The sequence below is a fragment of the Streptomyces sp. NPDC002467 genome (assembly GCF_042889825.1).
In the GTDB taxonomy this organism is placed as follows: Bacteria; Actinomycetota; Actinomycetes; order Streptomycetales; family Streptomycetaceae; genus Streptomyces.
The window spans coordinates 97954-110564 of record NZ_JBIARJ010000012.1 but is presented as its reverse complement, the minus strand read 5'-3'; the positions used below and the strand labels follow the sequence as shown (position 1 = coordinate 110564).

The following is a 12611-nucleotide window of genomic DNA, read 5'->3' as shown; positions in this document are numbered from 1 at the left end:
GCCTGCGGGCTGGGAGGGGGCGCTTTCGTGCGTCCGGGGGCGCACGGGAAAGGCCCTGCCCCCTACGCTGTCCAGCGTCGAGCTGCGCAACGAAGGGGCAAGGCCGTGTCATCTGATGCTACCCCCGACCCGTACGACAACCCCGTCGCGTTCGGGCAACGTGTCCAGATCTACCGCAACCGCCGAGGCATGACCCGCGAGCAGCTGGCCGGACTCCTCGGCCACCACACCTCATGGGTCAAGAAGATTGAGACCGGGACCATGAGAATGCCGCGACTGCCGGAAATCCTCCGCATCGCTGAAGTCCTGCGCGTCCGCCGCCTGAACGACCTCGTGGGCGACGTCGGGGCCGAGCCACACACTGACCTGTTCCTGGGACCCGGCCACGACCGGCTCCCCGCGGTCCGGGCCGCGCTGTCCACCTACCCGGCGCCCGGCACCCGCGAGGCGCCATCCCAGGCGTTCCTGCGCGCCGCGCTGGATGCCGCGTGGGCCGCCCGCCACGAAGCACCGAACCATCGCGCCGTGCTCGGCGACCTGCTGCCCGGACTGATCCGGGACACACAGCTCGCCGTAAGGCAAGCCGAAACCGCAACCGACCGGCGCGCAGCGCTCGCGCTCCAGGCCGAGACGTTCTTCCTCGCCCAGTTCTTCGTCGCCTACCAGCCCGACCCGTCCCTGCTGTGGCGGGTGGCCGAGCGGGGCATGGCCGCCGCGCAGGAATCCGAGGACCCGCACGCCATCGGCGTCGCCGCATGGCTGTCGGCGCAGGCACACCGAGACTCGGGCCCCGGACACTACGACGAGGCCGACGACGTCGTGAGGCAGGCCCTGAACCTGCTGGAGCCCAGGCTCGCCGACGCCACCCTCGACGTACAGGCCATCACGGGCGCCCTCCGCGTCGAGGCCGGGCTGACCGCGGCGAAGCGCCGCGATACAGGCACGGCGTGGGGGTGGTGGGACCGCGCCGGCAGCATCTCGCAGCGGCTTCCCGCCAGCTACTTCCACCGAGTCACCAGCTTCGGCCGGGCCGTGATGGGCGCCCACGGCGTCACCGTCGCCGTCGAGCTGCGGGCTGGCGGCGAGTCCGTGCGGCAGGCCAACCGAGCCGAGGCCGACGCAATTCCGTCCCGGCCGCGCCGGGCCCGGCACCGGATCGAGCAGGCCCGCGCCTACTACCTCGACGGGCAGCAGGAGACCGCGTTGACGACGTTGGAGCAGGCTCACGCGGCCGCTCCGGAGACGATCCGCTACAACGGGTACGCCCGCTCGATCCTGTTGGAGGAGACAGCGTCACGGCTTCCGGAGCGGCGCCGGAGGGCCAGTCAGTTGGCTGTCGACATCGGCCTGTTGGCCGCGTAGCGAGGGGGCCCGAACCGGGCCCCTTCTTCGTTTGCCCTGCCCCTACCGTCATTTCACCACCCGCTGACGACGGTAGGGAGCAGCCGTGTACGAGCACAGCCGACGGGCCCTGAGCGACGGATTCACCCCGCTCGGGGCGGCGCTTGAGAAGATCGCGGACGCCATCGAGTCGGCTGTCGAGGACGACGCGGAGCACGACATCACCACGGCCCTCACGACCGAGCCGGAGGCGATAGAGCTCGCAGCGTTGACCGACCGCCTGATCACTCATTGCAAGACCCTGGCGGTCGGCCTCGGGGAGATTCCTCTTGCTCAGCGGTCTACCCGCGCGGTGGGCGCTCTCCGGGACTGGTCGGACCTTGCGTCGGCCGGCCCGGAGGCCGACACCCGCCACGAAGCCACGGACAACCTGGCGTTCGCGCGGATGCTGGCGCTCATCGCGCGGAGCATGCTCAAGGCCATCCGCGAACACCGGAACACCCGGGCGTTCGTGGGCCGGACCGGCCTGCCGCCCGTCGCCCCTGACCGGTCCGGCCAGTGACCGAACGGGTCCGGCAGGCCCTGTACGTGGCTCGGCATCCTCGCCGCCATCGTCATCGGTATTCGCTGACCCTGCACTCCGACTCGAAGGAGACAGCCATGTCCAGCCCGTTCCCGACCCCGCCCCCGTGCTCGAACACGCCGAAGAACCCCTCGCCGCGGGCGCTGCTGAGCGACACGCAGTTCAACGACGTCCGGGCCACCGTGTTGGACAACAACCCGGGCATGGAGCCCGAGATGGCGTCCCGTCTGGTGATCGAAGCCCTCAAGTTCGTGTCGGCCGCGTCCCTGTTCCCGACGGTGCGGATCGCCCCGACCCGCGAGGTCGACGAGGGGTGGCACGCGCTCATTCTGCACACGCACCTGTACGCGTCCCTGACCAGCCGCCTGGGCCGGATGGTCCACCACTACCCGGAGCGGCCCGACGCGTCCCGCCACGACCCGGACGTCCTCACGCGCACGGTCGCCCTGATCGAGCAGGCCGGATACACCGTCGACCGCGAGCTGTGGCTCGGCCCTGAGAAGTCGCTCGTCTCGGTGGCGGCGAACTGCTCGCACACCCCGGTTCCGGGCGGCTGCGGTCCGATCAACCCCGGTAACTGCGCGACCCACGGTGGCGGCGGGGAGTAGGTTCGGCGGCACGCCGACGAAAGGGTGAGGACATGACCGCGGGCGAGGCCTTCGAGCTCCACAACGCCATGAGGCAGTACGGGATCCTGGGGTCCGTGACTCCGGAGGATCCAGAGAACCTCGATGGGACGTGGCTCGTGGTCGACGAGGACGGGCAGGACATCACCCGGCAGGCCTACGCCCGAATGCTCCAGGCGCGCACGCGGCAGCCTCAGCGAGGCTTCGTCATCGCGCGCTGACCCGAACGGCCCCGGCTGGCACCCCTCCGCCGGCCGGGGCTACTCGCGAACGAGGTCCGCGAGGGGTACGCCGACCACCCCAGCGATTCGCAGAAGTACCGAGAGCCGCGGGTCGCTGGTTCCGTACTCAAGCCGGTGGACGGTCTTGTGATCGATCCCCGCGCGCTCGCCGAGCTGGATCTGAGAGAGCTGCGCTGCGGTGCGGGCCGCCCGGATCCGGGCGCCGATGACCCGGCGGCGGGCGAGTACCCAGTCGGGGGGATCGGATGGCACCCGACCAAGCTCTGACGATCATGACGAAATGTCTTTACCTGGCCAGGTAAACCGCTAGATGATGCCTGAAGCGGAACACCGCGTTCACCCGCAGAGGTGAACCCAAATCGGCCCTCCCCGTCAAGCCCCCCAGGCGGCGGGAGGAGCCTAGAGCGGGGCCCACGCGGGCCCCGCTCTATTTCCATTCGATCCGCACCGAGGCCGGATCCATGTAGGCGCCCCCTGGCTGTCGACCGCGTCGAGCGGGAAGCAAGGTCACCTGCATGAGGTACGACACGACTGCTCGCCGCCGCGAAAGATCCAGGGCACCCCACGCGGCATCGACATCCTCGGCCGCCACGAGCCCCGCCACGGGGTTAACAGACACCGCCCGGGACAGGATGGCCTCCGCGTCCGCCATGCGTGCCTTGGCGGACTCTGAGGCCACTCTCCAAGACCTCAGGTCCATCTCTCCGCGGCCGAGGGCGGCCGACAGCTCGTCGAGGAGGCTCCTGGCGTCCTTCATTTCCTTCTGGGCTCCCCGTACATCTACGGGTTCTTCCCGGTCGGCGAGCAAATCGGAGGCGTCTGGCCGCGACAGCCGCCCCAGTACGGCGAGCTGCACCATGTCGTCGACAAAGTCCCGGCGACGGCTGATGTGACGAAAGCACCGGTAGCCGGGCATGCGGTTGCTGGTGGAGCCTGAACCGCAGCTGGAGGAGATGACCGGCTTTTCGCACACCCCACAGAGGTAGATCCCTGTTCCCAGGGCGACGCGCGCGGTACGGCCGACGTTGCTACGCCTGGCGGGGTCTGTCAGGACGGCAACGAGGCTGCGCCATGTCGGCTCATCGAGGGCGGCGGGCCATTGGCCGGGCCCCACTTCCTGCCCGCGGTGAACTCTGATCCCCGCATTGCGGGCGCGGATGAGCATCTTCTTGACCTCGCTGGGCTCCCAATGGCCGCCCGTGGACGTCTTGACGCCCTGCTCGTTCCATTCCCCGGCGACGGCCCGCAGCGAAGCGCCGGCAAGGATCGCCGCCGCGGCCTGCTGGATGAGGGCCGTTTCCGCGTCCACGGGGGTCAGGCCGTCGATTTCCCACCCGAATGGGCGACGCCCTCCGAAGTGCTTGCCGTGTTGCGCCATCTGTTCGCGGGCCCGCTTTTGCCGTTCGACCATCCGCTCGACCTCGTAGCGCGCTTGCACGCCGAGCTGTCGGGCGATCATCCGGCCGGTGGCGGTCGACAGGTCGAGGTGGCCGGCTTTCACGGTGCGGGTCTCGACCCGGCGGGGTTCGCATACGTCGATGTACTCCTCCAGCTCCAGGGGGCGCCGGTGGAGGCGGTCGGTGTGCCAGGCCAGGACGCAGTCTGCGAGGCCGTCACGCAGGCCCTGGAGCATCTTCAGGTAGCCGGGGCGGGGCTTGCCGGAGTACGCCGACAAGTCGTTGTCCTCGAAGACCTCGATCACCCGGTACTCGGCGTCTGGTCTTGTGAGCTGCTCGGCCAGGGCGTGACAGTCCTCGATCTGGCGCTCGACGCCGAGGCCGGCGCCCTCACGGTCGGAGCTGATCCGGGCGTAGGCGTAGCAGCGGATCAGGCGGCGGCCGGAGGGCGTCGTGTAGGGCGTCATGGCCACATGCTGGCACCGCAGAAGTGTCTTTCGCAGGCGTTTGCTAGATCGAAACCGGCGCCGCTCTTGGGCACGGAGGCCGGGCTGAGGCCCACCGTGAGTTTCTTCTGCGGCCAGGCGGCACCCGAGTTGACCACGGCGGCGCGCACCCGGTCCCGGCTCTCGACCAGGGTCTTGTCGGGGAGCCCCACCAGGGTGAAGGCCGCGACCCCGGGTTCCAGGTCGGCCTGGACCTCCACCACCACGCCGTCGACCCCGACCAGGGCCACTGAGCAGGCTCGTGCGAATCCCATCAGGCCACCCCCCTGACGTGCTCCACCACGGGCGCGCCGCGCCGCGGCAGCAGGACGCCCACGAGGTCGATGCGCACCCCGCCCGGGGGCGGTCCGCCGTGGTCCGCCAGCCACCGGCCGGCGAGCCGGCGCAGCCGCTCGGCCTTGCCGGGCCGCAGCGCGGCCATGGGATGTTCGAAGTCACCCTCCCGGCGGGTCTTGACCTCGCACACGACGAAGGCCTCCCCGTCGCGCGCGACGATGTCGATCTCCCCGCTGCGGCACCGCCAGTTCCGTGCGATCACGGTCATCCCGGCCTCGGTCAGCCGCCGTGCCGCGAGTTCCTCGCCGTACCGCCCCAATGCCTGCTGTGCCACGCCCTTCGCGTTCATCCGGCACCACCTCCGGCACCGACGGTCCCGCACCCCAGCCCACCTTGTGGATCTTGGTGGACAACCCGGCCGTTGTGGACAATCCCATCACCCACACGAAGGACGGCACAGAAGACGAGCCCCGGTCGACGCCGCGGGCCCGGCACGATCCGAAGGGGACCGCCTAGCTGCCGGGCAGTTCGAGGTCGCTCTTGTTGAGCTCCTCGATGTTCACGTCCTTGAAGGTCAGCACGCGGACCTGCTTCACGAAACGGGCCGGCCGGTACATGTCCCAGACCCAGGCATCGGCCATCGAGACCTCGAAGAAGACCTCCCCCTGTACCGAGTGCACCTGCATCTCGTAGTCGTTGGTGAGGTAGAAACGGCGCTCGGTCTCGATCACGTACTTGAACAGCCCGACGACGTCGCGGTACTCCCGATAGAGCTTCAGCTCCATCTCGGTCTCGTACTTTTCGAGGTCCTCGGCACTCATGGCATGTTCCCCTTCAGCCGTGCGTCCCCCTATTGTGCGCCAGACCCGTGCGCCCCTAAACGATTTCCGGGGCCAGGACCACGGGCGCACCCGGAGGACCGTCGTCGAGCAGATTCTTCAGCAGCTCGGCGAGTCTGGTCGGGTACACCGTCTCATGTGCCGCGAGCAGTTCCTCGTAGGTCCACCACCTGGCTCCGGTGACGCTGCGCCGCTCCAGCTCGGTGAGCCCGTCCATCGCCGTCTCCGTCCGGTCGGTACGGGCCAGGAAGTACCACTCGTCCTGTTCCCAGCGCCGCCCGTCGAAGGGGAAGGAGCAGTACCGGCGCCACAGCACCGGCCCCAGGTCGACCTCCGTGATCCCCGTCTCCTCCGCCAGCTCCCGCAGCGCGGCCTGCTCCCGGCTCTCGGCCCCCTCCAGCCCGCCGCCCGGGGTGAACCACCAGGTGTCGGCGGGGTCGGCCGGTTCGAAGCCGTGCAGCAGCAGGATCCGGTCCGCCGGGTCCAGCAGGATCACCCGGGACACCTGCCGCGGGGCGACGCTCCCGGCCTCCGGGTCAGTGGGCATCGGCCCGCTCCCGCCGCCGTCCGCGACCCAGCACCCGGGCGACGGGCCCGTACGCGGCCCCCAGCACCACCAGGACGGCCCCGGCGGCCACCGCCGCCAACTGGAGCAGCAGCGGACCGTGCCCGGAGGTCCCGCCCGGCAGGGACTCGTACGTCCTCGGCCGCTCCAGCATCGACATGGAGGGCCAGGCCAGCGCGTCGACGCGGGCGCTGACGGCCGACCTGGGCACGGTGCCCTGCCCGGCCTCCTGGAGGTGCGCCCGGGAGTCCAGCGAGGCACCACGGCGGTCGCCCATGAGGAAGAGGTTCCCCTCGGGGACCGTCACCTCGAAGGGGGTGCCTGTGGGGGCCGCCTGACCGGGCGGCATCTCCAGGCCCAGGGAGGGCTTGGTGCCGTCGATGTACGGCTCGTCGAGGGGCGTGCCGTTCACGGTCAGCTCGCCGCCCGCGCCGCAGCACTTCACGGTGTCGCCGCCGATGCCGACGACCCGCTTGACCATGGGCGAATCGCTCCACGTGGAATCGGTGAAGATGACGACGTCGCCGCGGCGCACCTCGGCGCCGTCGATCCGCTGTGCCAGCACCCGGTCGCCGGGCTTCACGGTCGGCATCATCGAGTCGGTCGGCACCGTGTACGGCCGGTACTCGACCGCGCCCCAGACGAAACCGCCGAGGAAGAGCACAAAGCCGATGGCCACGGCGAGCCCCGACAGCACATTGCCGAGACCGCCGCGGCCATCCTTGCCACCGCGTATCGCACGGGCATCGCCCGTACGCGTAGTACCGCTTGCCTGCGTGCCGCCCATTGCAGCGCCCCCACACTTCGGAGATCGTCGACCTGGGCGGCACCCTACCCGGCAGTACGCCCGCTGGTCAGCCTCCTGCGGCGCCACATGACGAGCGGCACGGCGCCGGCGAGACCGAGCGCGGCCGGGCCGAGCCCGACGGGAGCCAGACCGGAGGCCCCGAGGCCGAGCGCGTCGGCCGCCGCCTGATGGTTGATGCCGGGCTGGTCGAAGGTGTCCGGGACGGGCAGGGTGGACCAGCGGTTGAGCGGCCACGCGACGACCACGGCCCGCCCGACGACCTTGTCGACCGGCACGAAGCCCTGGGTGGAGTCCTGCATGTGGTAGCGGGAGTCCTGGGAGTTCTGGCGGTGGTCGCCCATCACCCAGATCTTGCCCTTGGGCACGGTGATCGGGCCGAAGGGCATGTCGTCGCACGGGGTGTTGCCGGGGAAGATGTACGGCTCGTCGAGCGGCTTGCCGTTGACGACGACCGGGCCCCCCTTCTTGCACTCGACCGTGTCCCCGCCGATGGCGATGGTCCGCTTGATCAGGTCCTTCTCGTCCGCGGACGGCATCAGACCGATCTTGCTGAGGACCGTCTGCACGAAGTTGGGCTCCGGAGTGGCCTCGCCGGACAGCCAGTTCAGGGGATCGTGGAAGACGACGACCTCGCCGCGCTCGGGCTCGGAGCCGAACCACGGGGTCAGCTTGTCGACGAGCACCCGGTCGCCCCGCTGCAGGGTGTTCTGCATCGAGTCGGAGGGGATCGAGAACGCCTGGACCAGGAAGGTCTTGATCAGCAGGGCCAGCAGCAGGGCGATGCCCACGAGGAGCGGGAGCTCCTTCCAGAAGGAGCGGTGCGCCTCCGCCTTGGCTTCGCCCTCCCCCTCCTCGGCCTCGCGCGCGACGGCGTCGTCGTCCGGCCGCTCCTCGCCCTCGTCGCGTCCGGATCGTGCGCCTACCGCCACGTCCCCCACATCCACTCCTCAATTAGAGATCGCCGCCCGCGCCGGATCGGACACGGGCCCTCCCCTCCCCTAACGAGCGGGAGTTCCCCAAGGATCGGGAGACCCAGGACACACTATGCGAACGGCGCGGCCCGGCGGCGCCGACGACGCGTCCGTGCCGCACGCCTCGCCTGATCGGGAACCATGCGGAAGGTCGCGGGCGTATCGAAGCTCGTCCAGTGCCCGTACGGCCAGGCGATCACCACGGCCTCGCCCACCACCCCGTCCTCGTCGATCGTGCCCTGGAAGGCCTCGTCGAGGTGGTAGCGGGAGTCCGCCGAGTTCGCGCGGTGGTCGCCCATCACGAAGAGCCGGCCCGCCGGCACCTGTACCTCGAACGGAATGTCGGAGGGGGCGTTTCCAGGGCTCACGTACGGCTCGTCGAGCGGCTGGCCGTTGACGGTGACCCGGCCCCTGGCGTCGCAACACTTGACGGTGTCCCCGCCGACGCCGATGACGCGCTTGATCAGGTCCTGCTCGTCGGCCGACGGCAGCAGGCCGATGAAGGTCAGGGTCTGCTTGATCTGCTTGATCCCGATCGGGTCGGGGGCCGGCCGGGCCGCCTCGCCGCGGAGCCACCCGCCCGGGTCCTTGAACACGACGATGTCGCCGCGCTCGATCTTGGAGCCGAACCACGGGGTCAGCTTGTCCACCAGCACCCGGTCGCCGATCCGGATGGTCTGCTCCATCGAGCCCGACGGGATGAAGAAGGCCTGTACGAAGAAGGTCTTGAGGAGCATGGCGATGCACAGGGCCGCCACCACCAGCAGCGGTACCTCGCCGGCCCTGCGCGTGCGGCGGCGCCGCTTCACCCGGCGGGCCAGCCGGCGCCGTTCGGCCCGACTGCCCGGCTCGGGGGGCGGTTCGCTGCGGGGCCGCCCGCGGCTACCCATGGCCGCCGCCGGCGGCACCCCAGCGCGACACCGGCCAGCCGATCCAGTCGGCCCGCCCGATCACCTTGTCCACCGGCACCATCCCCCCGCCCGGCTCCCCCAAGTGGTCCCGGGAGTCCCGGGACTGGGAACGGTGATCGCCCATCACCCACAGCGTCCCGAGCGGCACGACGATCCGGAACGGCACCTTCGAGGGCGTGTCTCCGGGGAAGAGGTACGGCTCCTGGAGCGGCACGCCGTTCACCTCGATCCGCCCGCCGGCATCACAGCACACCACGTCGTCGCCGCCGACCCCCACGACCCGCTTCACGAAGTCGGTGTCGGAGGGCTCCGCGAGCCCCAGCGCGGAGGCCGCGCCGTGCAGGAGCTCGCCCACCGGATTGCCTTCGGGGCGTTCCCGTACGAAGGACCCCGTGCCGTCGAAGACGACGAGGTCGCCGCGGCGCGGCTGGTCGCCGAAACGGTACGCCAGCTTGTTGACCAGCACCCGGTCGCCGACCTGGAGCGTCGGCTCCATCGAGCGGCTCGGGATGAGGAAGGGCTGGACCACGAAATTGCTGACGAGCAGCAGGAGGACGGTGCAGAGCACGCCGAGCACTCCGGCGCGCCGCCAGGTCAGCGGCCGCACGGCCCCGGACAACGCAAAACGCGACCGCCCCGCCCCCTTGTCGGGGGAGGAGTGGTCGCGCTGCGTGTGAGGTGCTTCGGTGTCCATCGGGGGCGAGCCTATCCGGCCTGCCCCGGACACCGGAGGGGACCTCAGTTGTCGCGCTTCTCCTTGATCTTCGCGGCCTTGCCGCGGAGCTCACGGAGGTAGTACAGCTTGGCGCGGCGCACGTCACCGCGGGTGACGAGCTCGATCTTCTCGAAGATCGGGGAGTGGACCGGGAAGGTACGCTCCACGCCGACGCTGAAGGAGACCTTGCGAACGGTGAAGGTCTCGGAGACACCGGCGCCCTGGCGACGGATGACTACGCCCTTGAACTGCTGGATACGGGAGCGGTTGCCCTCGATAACGCGGACGTGCACGTTGATCGTGTCACCCGGGCGGAAGGCCGGGACGTCCGAGCGGAGCGCGGCGGCGTTGACGCCATCGAGCAGGTGAGACATGTTCTTCGTCTGCTTTCTTCGCATGACGCCACAGGTCGCCGATGCGGGTTTCCGTAGAGAATTCGGGAGCCGTGTCACCCGCCGGACGACGATCCCCCTGTGGCAGGGGCGCCCGCGAGCACACAACAGCCGCCTATTCTTCCACGGCCTCGGGCCTGCGCCAAAATCGGCCGTCGGCCGTGGGCCGCCAACCCAGGATGGACAGGACCTCCCGGTCCTTCTTGTCGAAGGCGGATGCCTCGCAGCGCTCGATCAGGTCGGGCCGGTTGGCCGCGGTCCGACGGAAGGCCTCGTCGCGGCGCCAGCGGGCGATCTTCCCGTGGTGGCCGCTGAGCAGCACCTCGGGGATGTCGCGTCCGCGCCACACCGGGGGCTTCGTGTAGACGGGCCCCTCCAGCAGGTTCGCCATCTCCCCCGGCGCGAAGGAGTCGTCCCGGTGCGATTCGGCGTTGCCGAGCACTCCGGGCAGCAGCCGGGCCACCGCCTCGGTGACGACGAGCACCGCGGCCTCGCCGCCCGCCAGGACGTAGTCGCCGATGGAGACCTCGTACACCGGCATGCGCGTGGCGTACTCGTCCATGACCCGGCGGTCGATGCCCTCGTAGCGGGCCGGCGTGAAGATCAGCCAGGGCCGCTCGGAGAGCTCGACGGCGAGCTCCTGGGTGAAGGGGCGGCCGCTCGGCGTGGGGACGACCATGACGGGCTCGCGGGCGCCCGCCTCGTAGCCGTCGGCGAGCGCCTGGTCCAGGGCCGCGCCCCACGGCTCGGTCTTCATGACCATGCCGGGGCCGCCGCCGTAGGGGGTGTCGTCCACCGTGTTGTGCCGGTCGTAGGTCCAGTCCCGCAGGTCGTGGACGTGCACGTCGAGCCGGCCGCGGGCGCGCGCCTTGCCGACGAGGGAGACGTTCAGCGGTTCCAGGTACTCGGGGAAGATCGTGACGACGTCGAGACGCATCAGGCGTCGCCCTCTGCGTCACGGGCGGAGGCGATCTCGGCGCGGTCGTCGATCAGCCCGGGCGGCGGGGTGATGACGCAGCGCTGCTCCTCCAGGTCGATCTCGGCGACGATCTCCTCGACGAAGGGGATCATCACCTCGGTGCCGTCGGGGCGCTCGACGATGAAGAGGTCCTGCGACGGCAGGTGGGAGATCTCGGTGATCCGGCCGATCTCGGTGCCGTCCTCGAGTACGACGTCCAGGTCCATGAGCTGGTGGTCGTAGTACTCGTCCTCCTCCTCGGGGAGTTCGGTCGGGTCGACGTCCGCGATCAGCAGGGTGTTGCGCAGCCCCTCGGCGCCGGTGCGGTCCTTGACGCCCGCGAAGCGGAGCAGGAGCCGGCCGCTGTGGACCCGGCCCGTCTCGATGGTCAGCGGACCCGCCGACGCCGGTTCGGTCCGGAGCACGGCGCCGGGCGAGAGCCGCAGCTCCGGCTCGTCCGTCCGCACCTCTACGGTGACCTCACCCTTGATCCCGTGGGCGCGGCCGACCCGCGCGACTACCAGCTCCACCTGAGAAACTCTCCTGTTCGGACGACAACGGGCCGGGGCGGACACGTATGCCCTCCCCGGCCCGTGCCGGTGATTCAACTGCTCAGCGGACCTGGTCCACGTCGACGAGGTCGACGCGGATCCCCCGGCCGCCGATGGCGCCCACGACGGTACGCAGTGCACGTGCGGTGCGGCCGTTGCGACCGATCACCTTCCCGAGGTCGTCGGGGTGGACCCGGACCTCCAGCACCTGCCCGCGGCGCAGGTTGCGCGAGGCGACCTGCACATCGTCGGGGTTGTCCACAATGCCCTTAACGAGGTGCTCAAGAGCCTCCTCGAGCATGATCAGGCCTCGGTCGACTCGGCGGCGGCCTCAGCCTCGTCCGCCTTCTTGTCGGCCTTCTTGGCCTTCTGCGTGATGGCCTCGCCCTTGGCGTCGCCACCCTCGAGGGCCTTGGCGAACTCGTCGAAGGAACGACGCTTGTCTTCCTTCGTCGCCGGCTGGAGCAGCGGCGCGGGGGCGGGGAGGCCCTTGTGGGCCTGCCAGTCACCGGTCAGCTTCAGGATGGCGAGCACAGCCTCGGTGGGCTGGGCGCCGACGGACAGCCAGTACTGCGCACGCTCGGCGTTGACCTCGATGCGCGACGGGTTGTAGGTCGGGTGGTAGATACCGATCTCTTCGATCGCGCGACCGTCCCGACGGGTACGGGCGTCCGCGACGACGATGCGGTAGTGCGGCTGGCGAATCTTGCCGAGGCGCTTGAGCTTGATCTTGACTGCCACTGGAGTGGTGTCTCCTGAACTTGACGTGGTTGGGCACATGAGATGCCACGTGGGGTTGCGGTACTCGGGTGCCCGATGGACGCGTCAGCCGGAGGAGAGAGGGGTCCTATGCGACTGTCGAGTACAGCTAGCCATTGTGCCATACGCCTGCGGCGCGCTCGGCGGTGAGGGGTGATCCACTTCTCGCGG

General features: G+C 70.1%; 18 protein-coding genes and 1 pseudogene. 4 read left to right on the top strand and 15 right to left on the bottom strand.

All coding sequences use genetic code 11. The features are described 5' to 3' along the window. Positions 1-105 precede the first annotated feature (105 nt). The 4 genes from ACFYYJ_RS24460 (at position 106) to ACFYYJ_RS24445 (ending at position 2771) form a co-directional block, all read left to right on the top strand. Positions 106-1362: a helix-turn-helix domain-containing protein gene (locus ACFYYJ_RS24460; RefSeq protein ID WP_389135365.1), complete on the top strand. Its 1257-nt coding sequence runs from the start codon at positions 106-108 to the stop codon at positions 1360-1362. Between the two features lie 85 nt (positions 1363-1447). Then, positions 1448-1903 (top strand): hypothetical protein, encoded by a 456-nt coding sequence (locus tag ACFYYJ_RS24455; protein ID WP_389135363.1) that lies wholly within the window; start codon positions 1448-1450, stop codon positions 1901-1903. Positions 1904-2001: 98 nt separating this feature from the next. Then, complete coding sequence (locus ACFYYJ_RS24450; protein ID WP_389135360.1) at positions 2002-2532, top strand: glycine-rich domain-containing protein; 531 nt, start codon at positions 2002-2004, stop codon at positions 2530-2532. A 32-nt stretch (positions 2533-2564) separates the two neighbouring features. After that, positions 2565-2771: a hypothetical protein gene (locus tag ACFYYJ_RS24445; RefSeq protein ID WP_389135357.1), complete on the top strand. Its 207-nt coding sequence runs from the start codon at positions 2565-2567 to the stop codon at positions 2769-2771. A 39-nt stretch (positions 2772-2810) separates the two neighbouring features. Here ACFYYJ_RS24445 and ACFYYJ_RS24440 read toward each other — a convergent pair whose 3' ends face one another. From ACFYYJ_RS24440 to rpsP, 15 genes and pseudogenes are all read right to left on the bottom strand, one after another. Continuing rightward, positions 2811-3044 carry a helix-turn-helix transcriptional regulator gene (locus ACFYYJ_RS24440; RefSeq protein ID WP_389135355.1) on the bottom strand — a complete coding sequence of 78 codons (234 nt, stop codon included), beginning with the start codon at positions 3042-3044 and terminating at the stop codon, positions 2811-2813. A gap of 175 nt (positions 3045-3219) precedes the next feature. Then, positions 3220-4656: a recombinase family protein gene (locus tag ACFYYJ_RS24435; RefSeq protein WP_389135352.1), complete on the bottom strand. Its 1437-nt coding sequence runs from the start codon at positions 4654-4656 to the stop codon at positions 3220-3222. 32 nt (positions 4657-4688) lie between these two features. Then, positions 4689-4949: pseudogene (locus ACFYYJ_RS24430) on the bottom strand (magnesium chelatase domain-containing protein); the annotation flags it as partial. Continuing rightward, positions 4949-5320 carry a YraN family protein gene (locus tag ACFYYJ_RS24425; RefSeq protein WP_384580065.1) on the bottom strand — a complete coding sequence of 124 codons (372 nt, stop codon included), beginning with the start codon at positions 5318-5320 and terminating at the stop codon, positions 4949-4951. The gene ACFYYJ_RS24425 and the pseudogene ACFYYJ_RS24430, both read right to left, overlap by 1 nt. A 163-nt stretch (positions 5321-5483) precedes the next feature. After that, the gene (locus tag ACFYYJ_RS24420) at positions 5484-5792 is read right to left on the bottom strand and encodes a DUF2469 domain-containing protein (protein WP_005311352.1); all 309 of its coding nucleotides are present in this window, start codon (positions 5790-5792) and stop codon (positions 5484-5486) included. A gap of 55 nt (positions 5793-5847) precedes the next feature. Beyond that, complete coding sequence (locus tag ACFYYJ_RS24415) at positions 5848-6357, bottom strand: NUDIX hydrolase (RefSeq protein ID WP_385124393.1); 510 nt, start codon at positions 6355-6357, stop codon at positions 5848-5850. Further along, positions 6347-7162, bottom strand: a complete 816-nt coding sequence (gene lepB / locus ACFYYJ_RS24410) for a signal peptidase I (RefSeq protein WP_385124394.1) — start codon at positions 7160-7162, stop codon at positions 6347-6349. Before lepB (ACFYYJ_RS24410) ends, ACFYYJ_RS24415 begins: the two co-directional genes overlap by 11 nt. 44 nt (positions 7163-7206) lie before the next feature. Continuing rightward, the gene (lepB, locus tag ACFYYJ_RS24405; RefSeq protein ID WP_385124395.1) at positions 7207-8112 is read right to left on the bottom strand and encodes a signal peptidase I; all 906 of its coding nucleotides are present in this window, start codon (positions 8110-8112) and stop codon (positions 7207-7209) included. A gap of 113 nt (positions 8113-8225) precedes the next feature. Continuing rightward, positions 8226-9044: a signal peptidase I gene (gene lepB / locus ACFYYJ_RS24400; protein ID WP_385124396.1), complete on the bottom strand. Its 819-nt coding sequence runs from the start codon at positions 9042-9044 to the stop codon at positions 8226-8228. Continuing rightward, positions 9037-9759: a signal peptidase I gene (gene lepB / locus ACFYYJ_RS24395; protein ID WP_385365602.1), complete on the bottom strand. Its 723-nt coding sequence runs from the start codon at positions 9757-9759 to the stop codon at positions 9037-9039. Before lepB (ACFYYJ_RS24395) ends, lepB (ACFYYJ_RS24400) begins: the two co-directional genes overlap by 8 nt. 44 nt (positions 9760-9803) lie before the next feature. Beyond that, on the bottom strand, positions 9804-10154 hold the full coding sequence (rplS, locus tag ACFYYJ_RS24390) for a 50S ribosomal protein L19 (RefSeq protein WP_073911044.1): 351 nt from the start codon (positions 10152-10154) through the stop codon (positions 9804-9806). Between the two features lie 133 nt (positions 10155-10287). Next, on the bottom strand, positions 10288-11109 hold the full coding sequence (trmD, locus tag ACFYYJ_RS24385; RefSeq protein ID WP_385365603.1) for a tRNA (guanosine(37)-N1)-methyltransferase TrmD: 822 nt from the start codon (positions 11107-11109) through the stop codon (positions 10288-10290). Beyond that, a complete protein-coding gene (rimM, locus tag ACFYYJ_RS24380; RefSeq protein ID WP_376655677.1) occupies positions 11109-11660 on the bottom strand; it encodes a ribosome maturation factor RimM in 552 nt (183 codons plus the stop codon). Before rimM ends, trmD begins: the two co-directional genes overlap by 1 nt. A gap of 82 nt (positions 11661-11742) precedes the next feature. Continuing rightward, positions 11743-11982 (bottom strand): RNA-binding protein, encoded by a 240-nt coding sequence (locus ACFYYJ_RS24375; protein ID WP_007266827.1) that lies wholly within the window; start codon positions 11980-11982, stop codon positions 11743-11745. A 2-nt stretch (positions 11983-11984) separates the two neighbouring features. Continuing rightward, positions 11985-12422: a 30S ribosomal protein S16 gene (gene rpsP / locus ACFYYJ_RS24370; RefSeq protein WP_351318398.1), complete on the bottom strand. Its 438-nt coding sequence runs from the start codon at positions 12420-12422 to the stop codon at positions 11985-11987. Positions 12423-12611 lie beyond the last annotated feature (189 nt).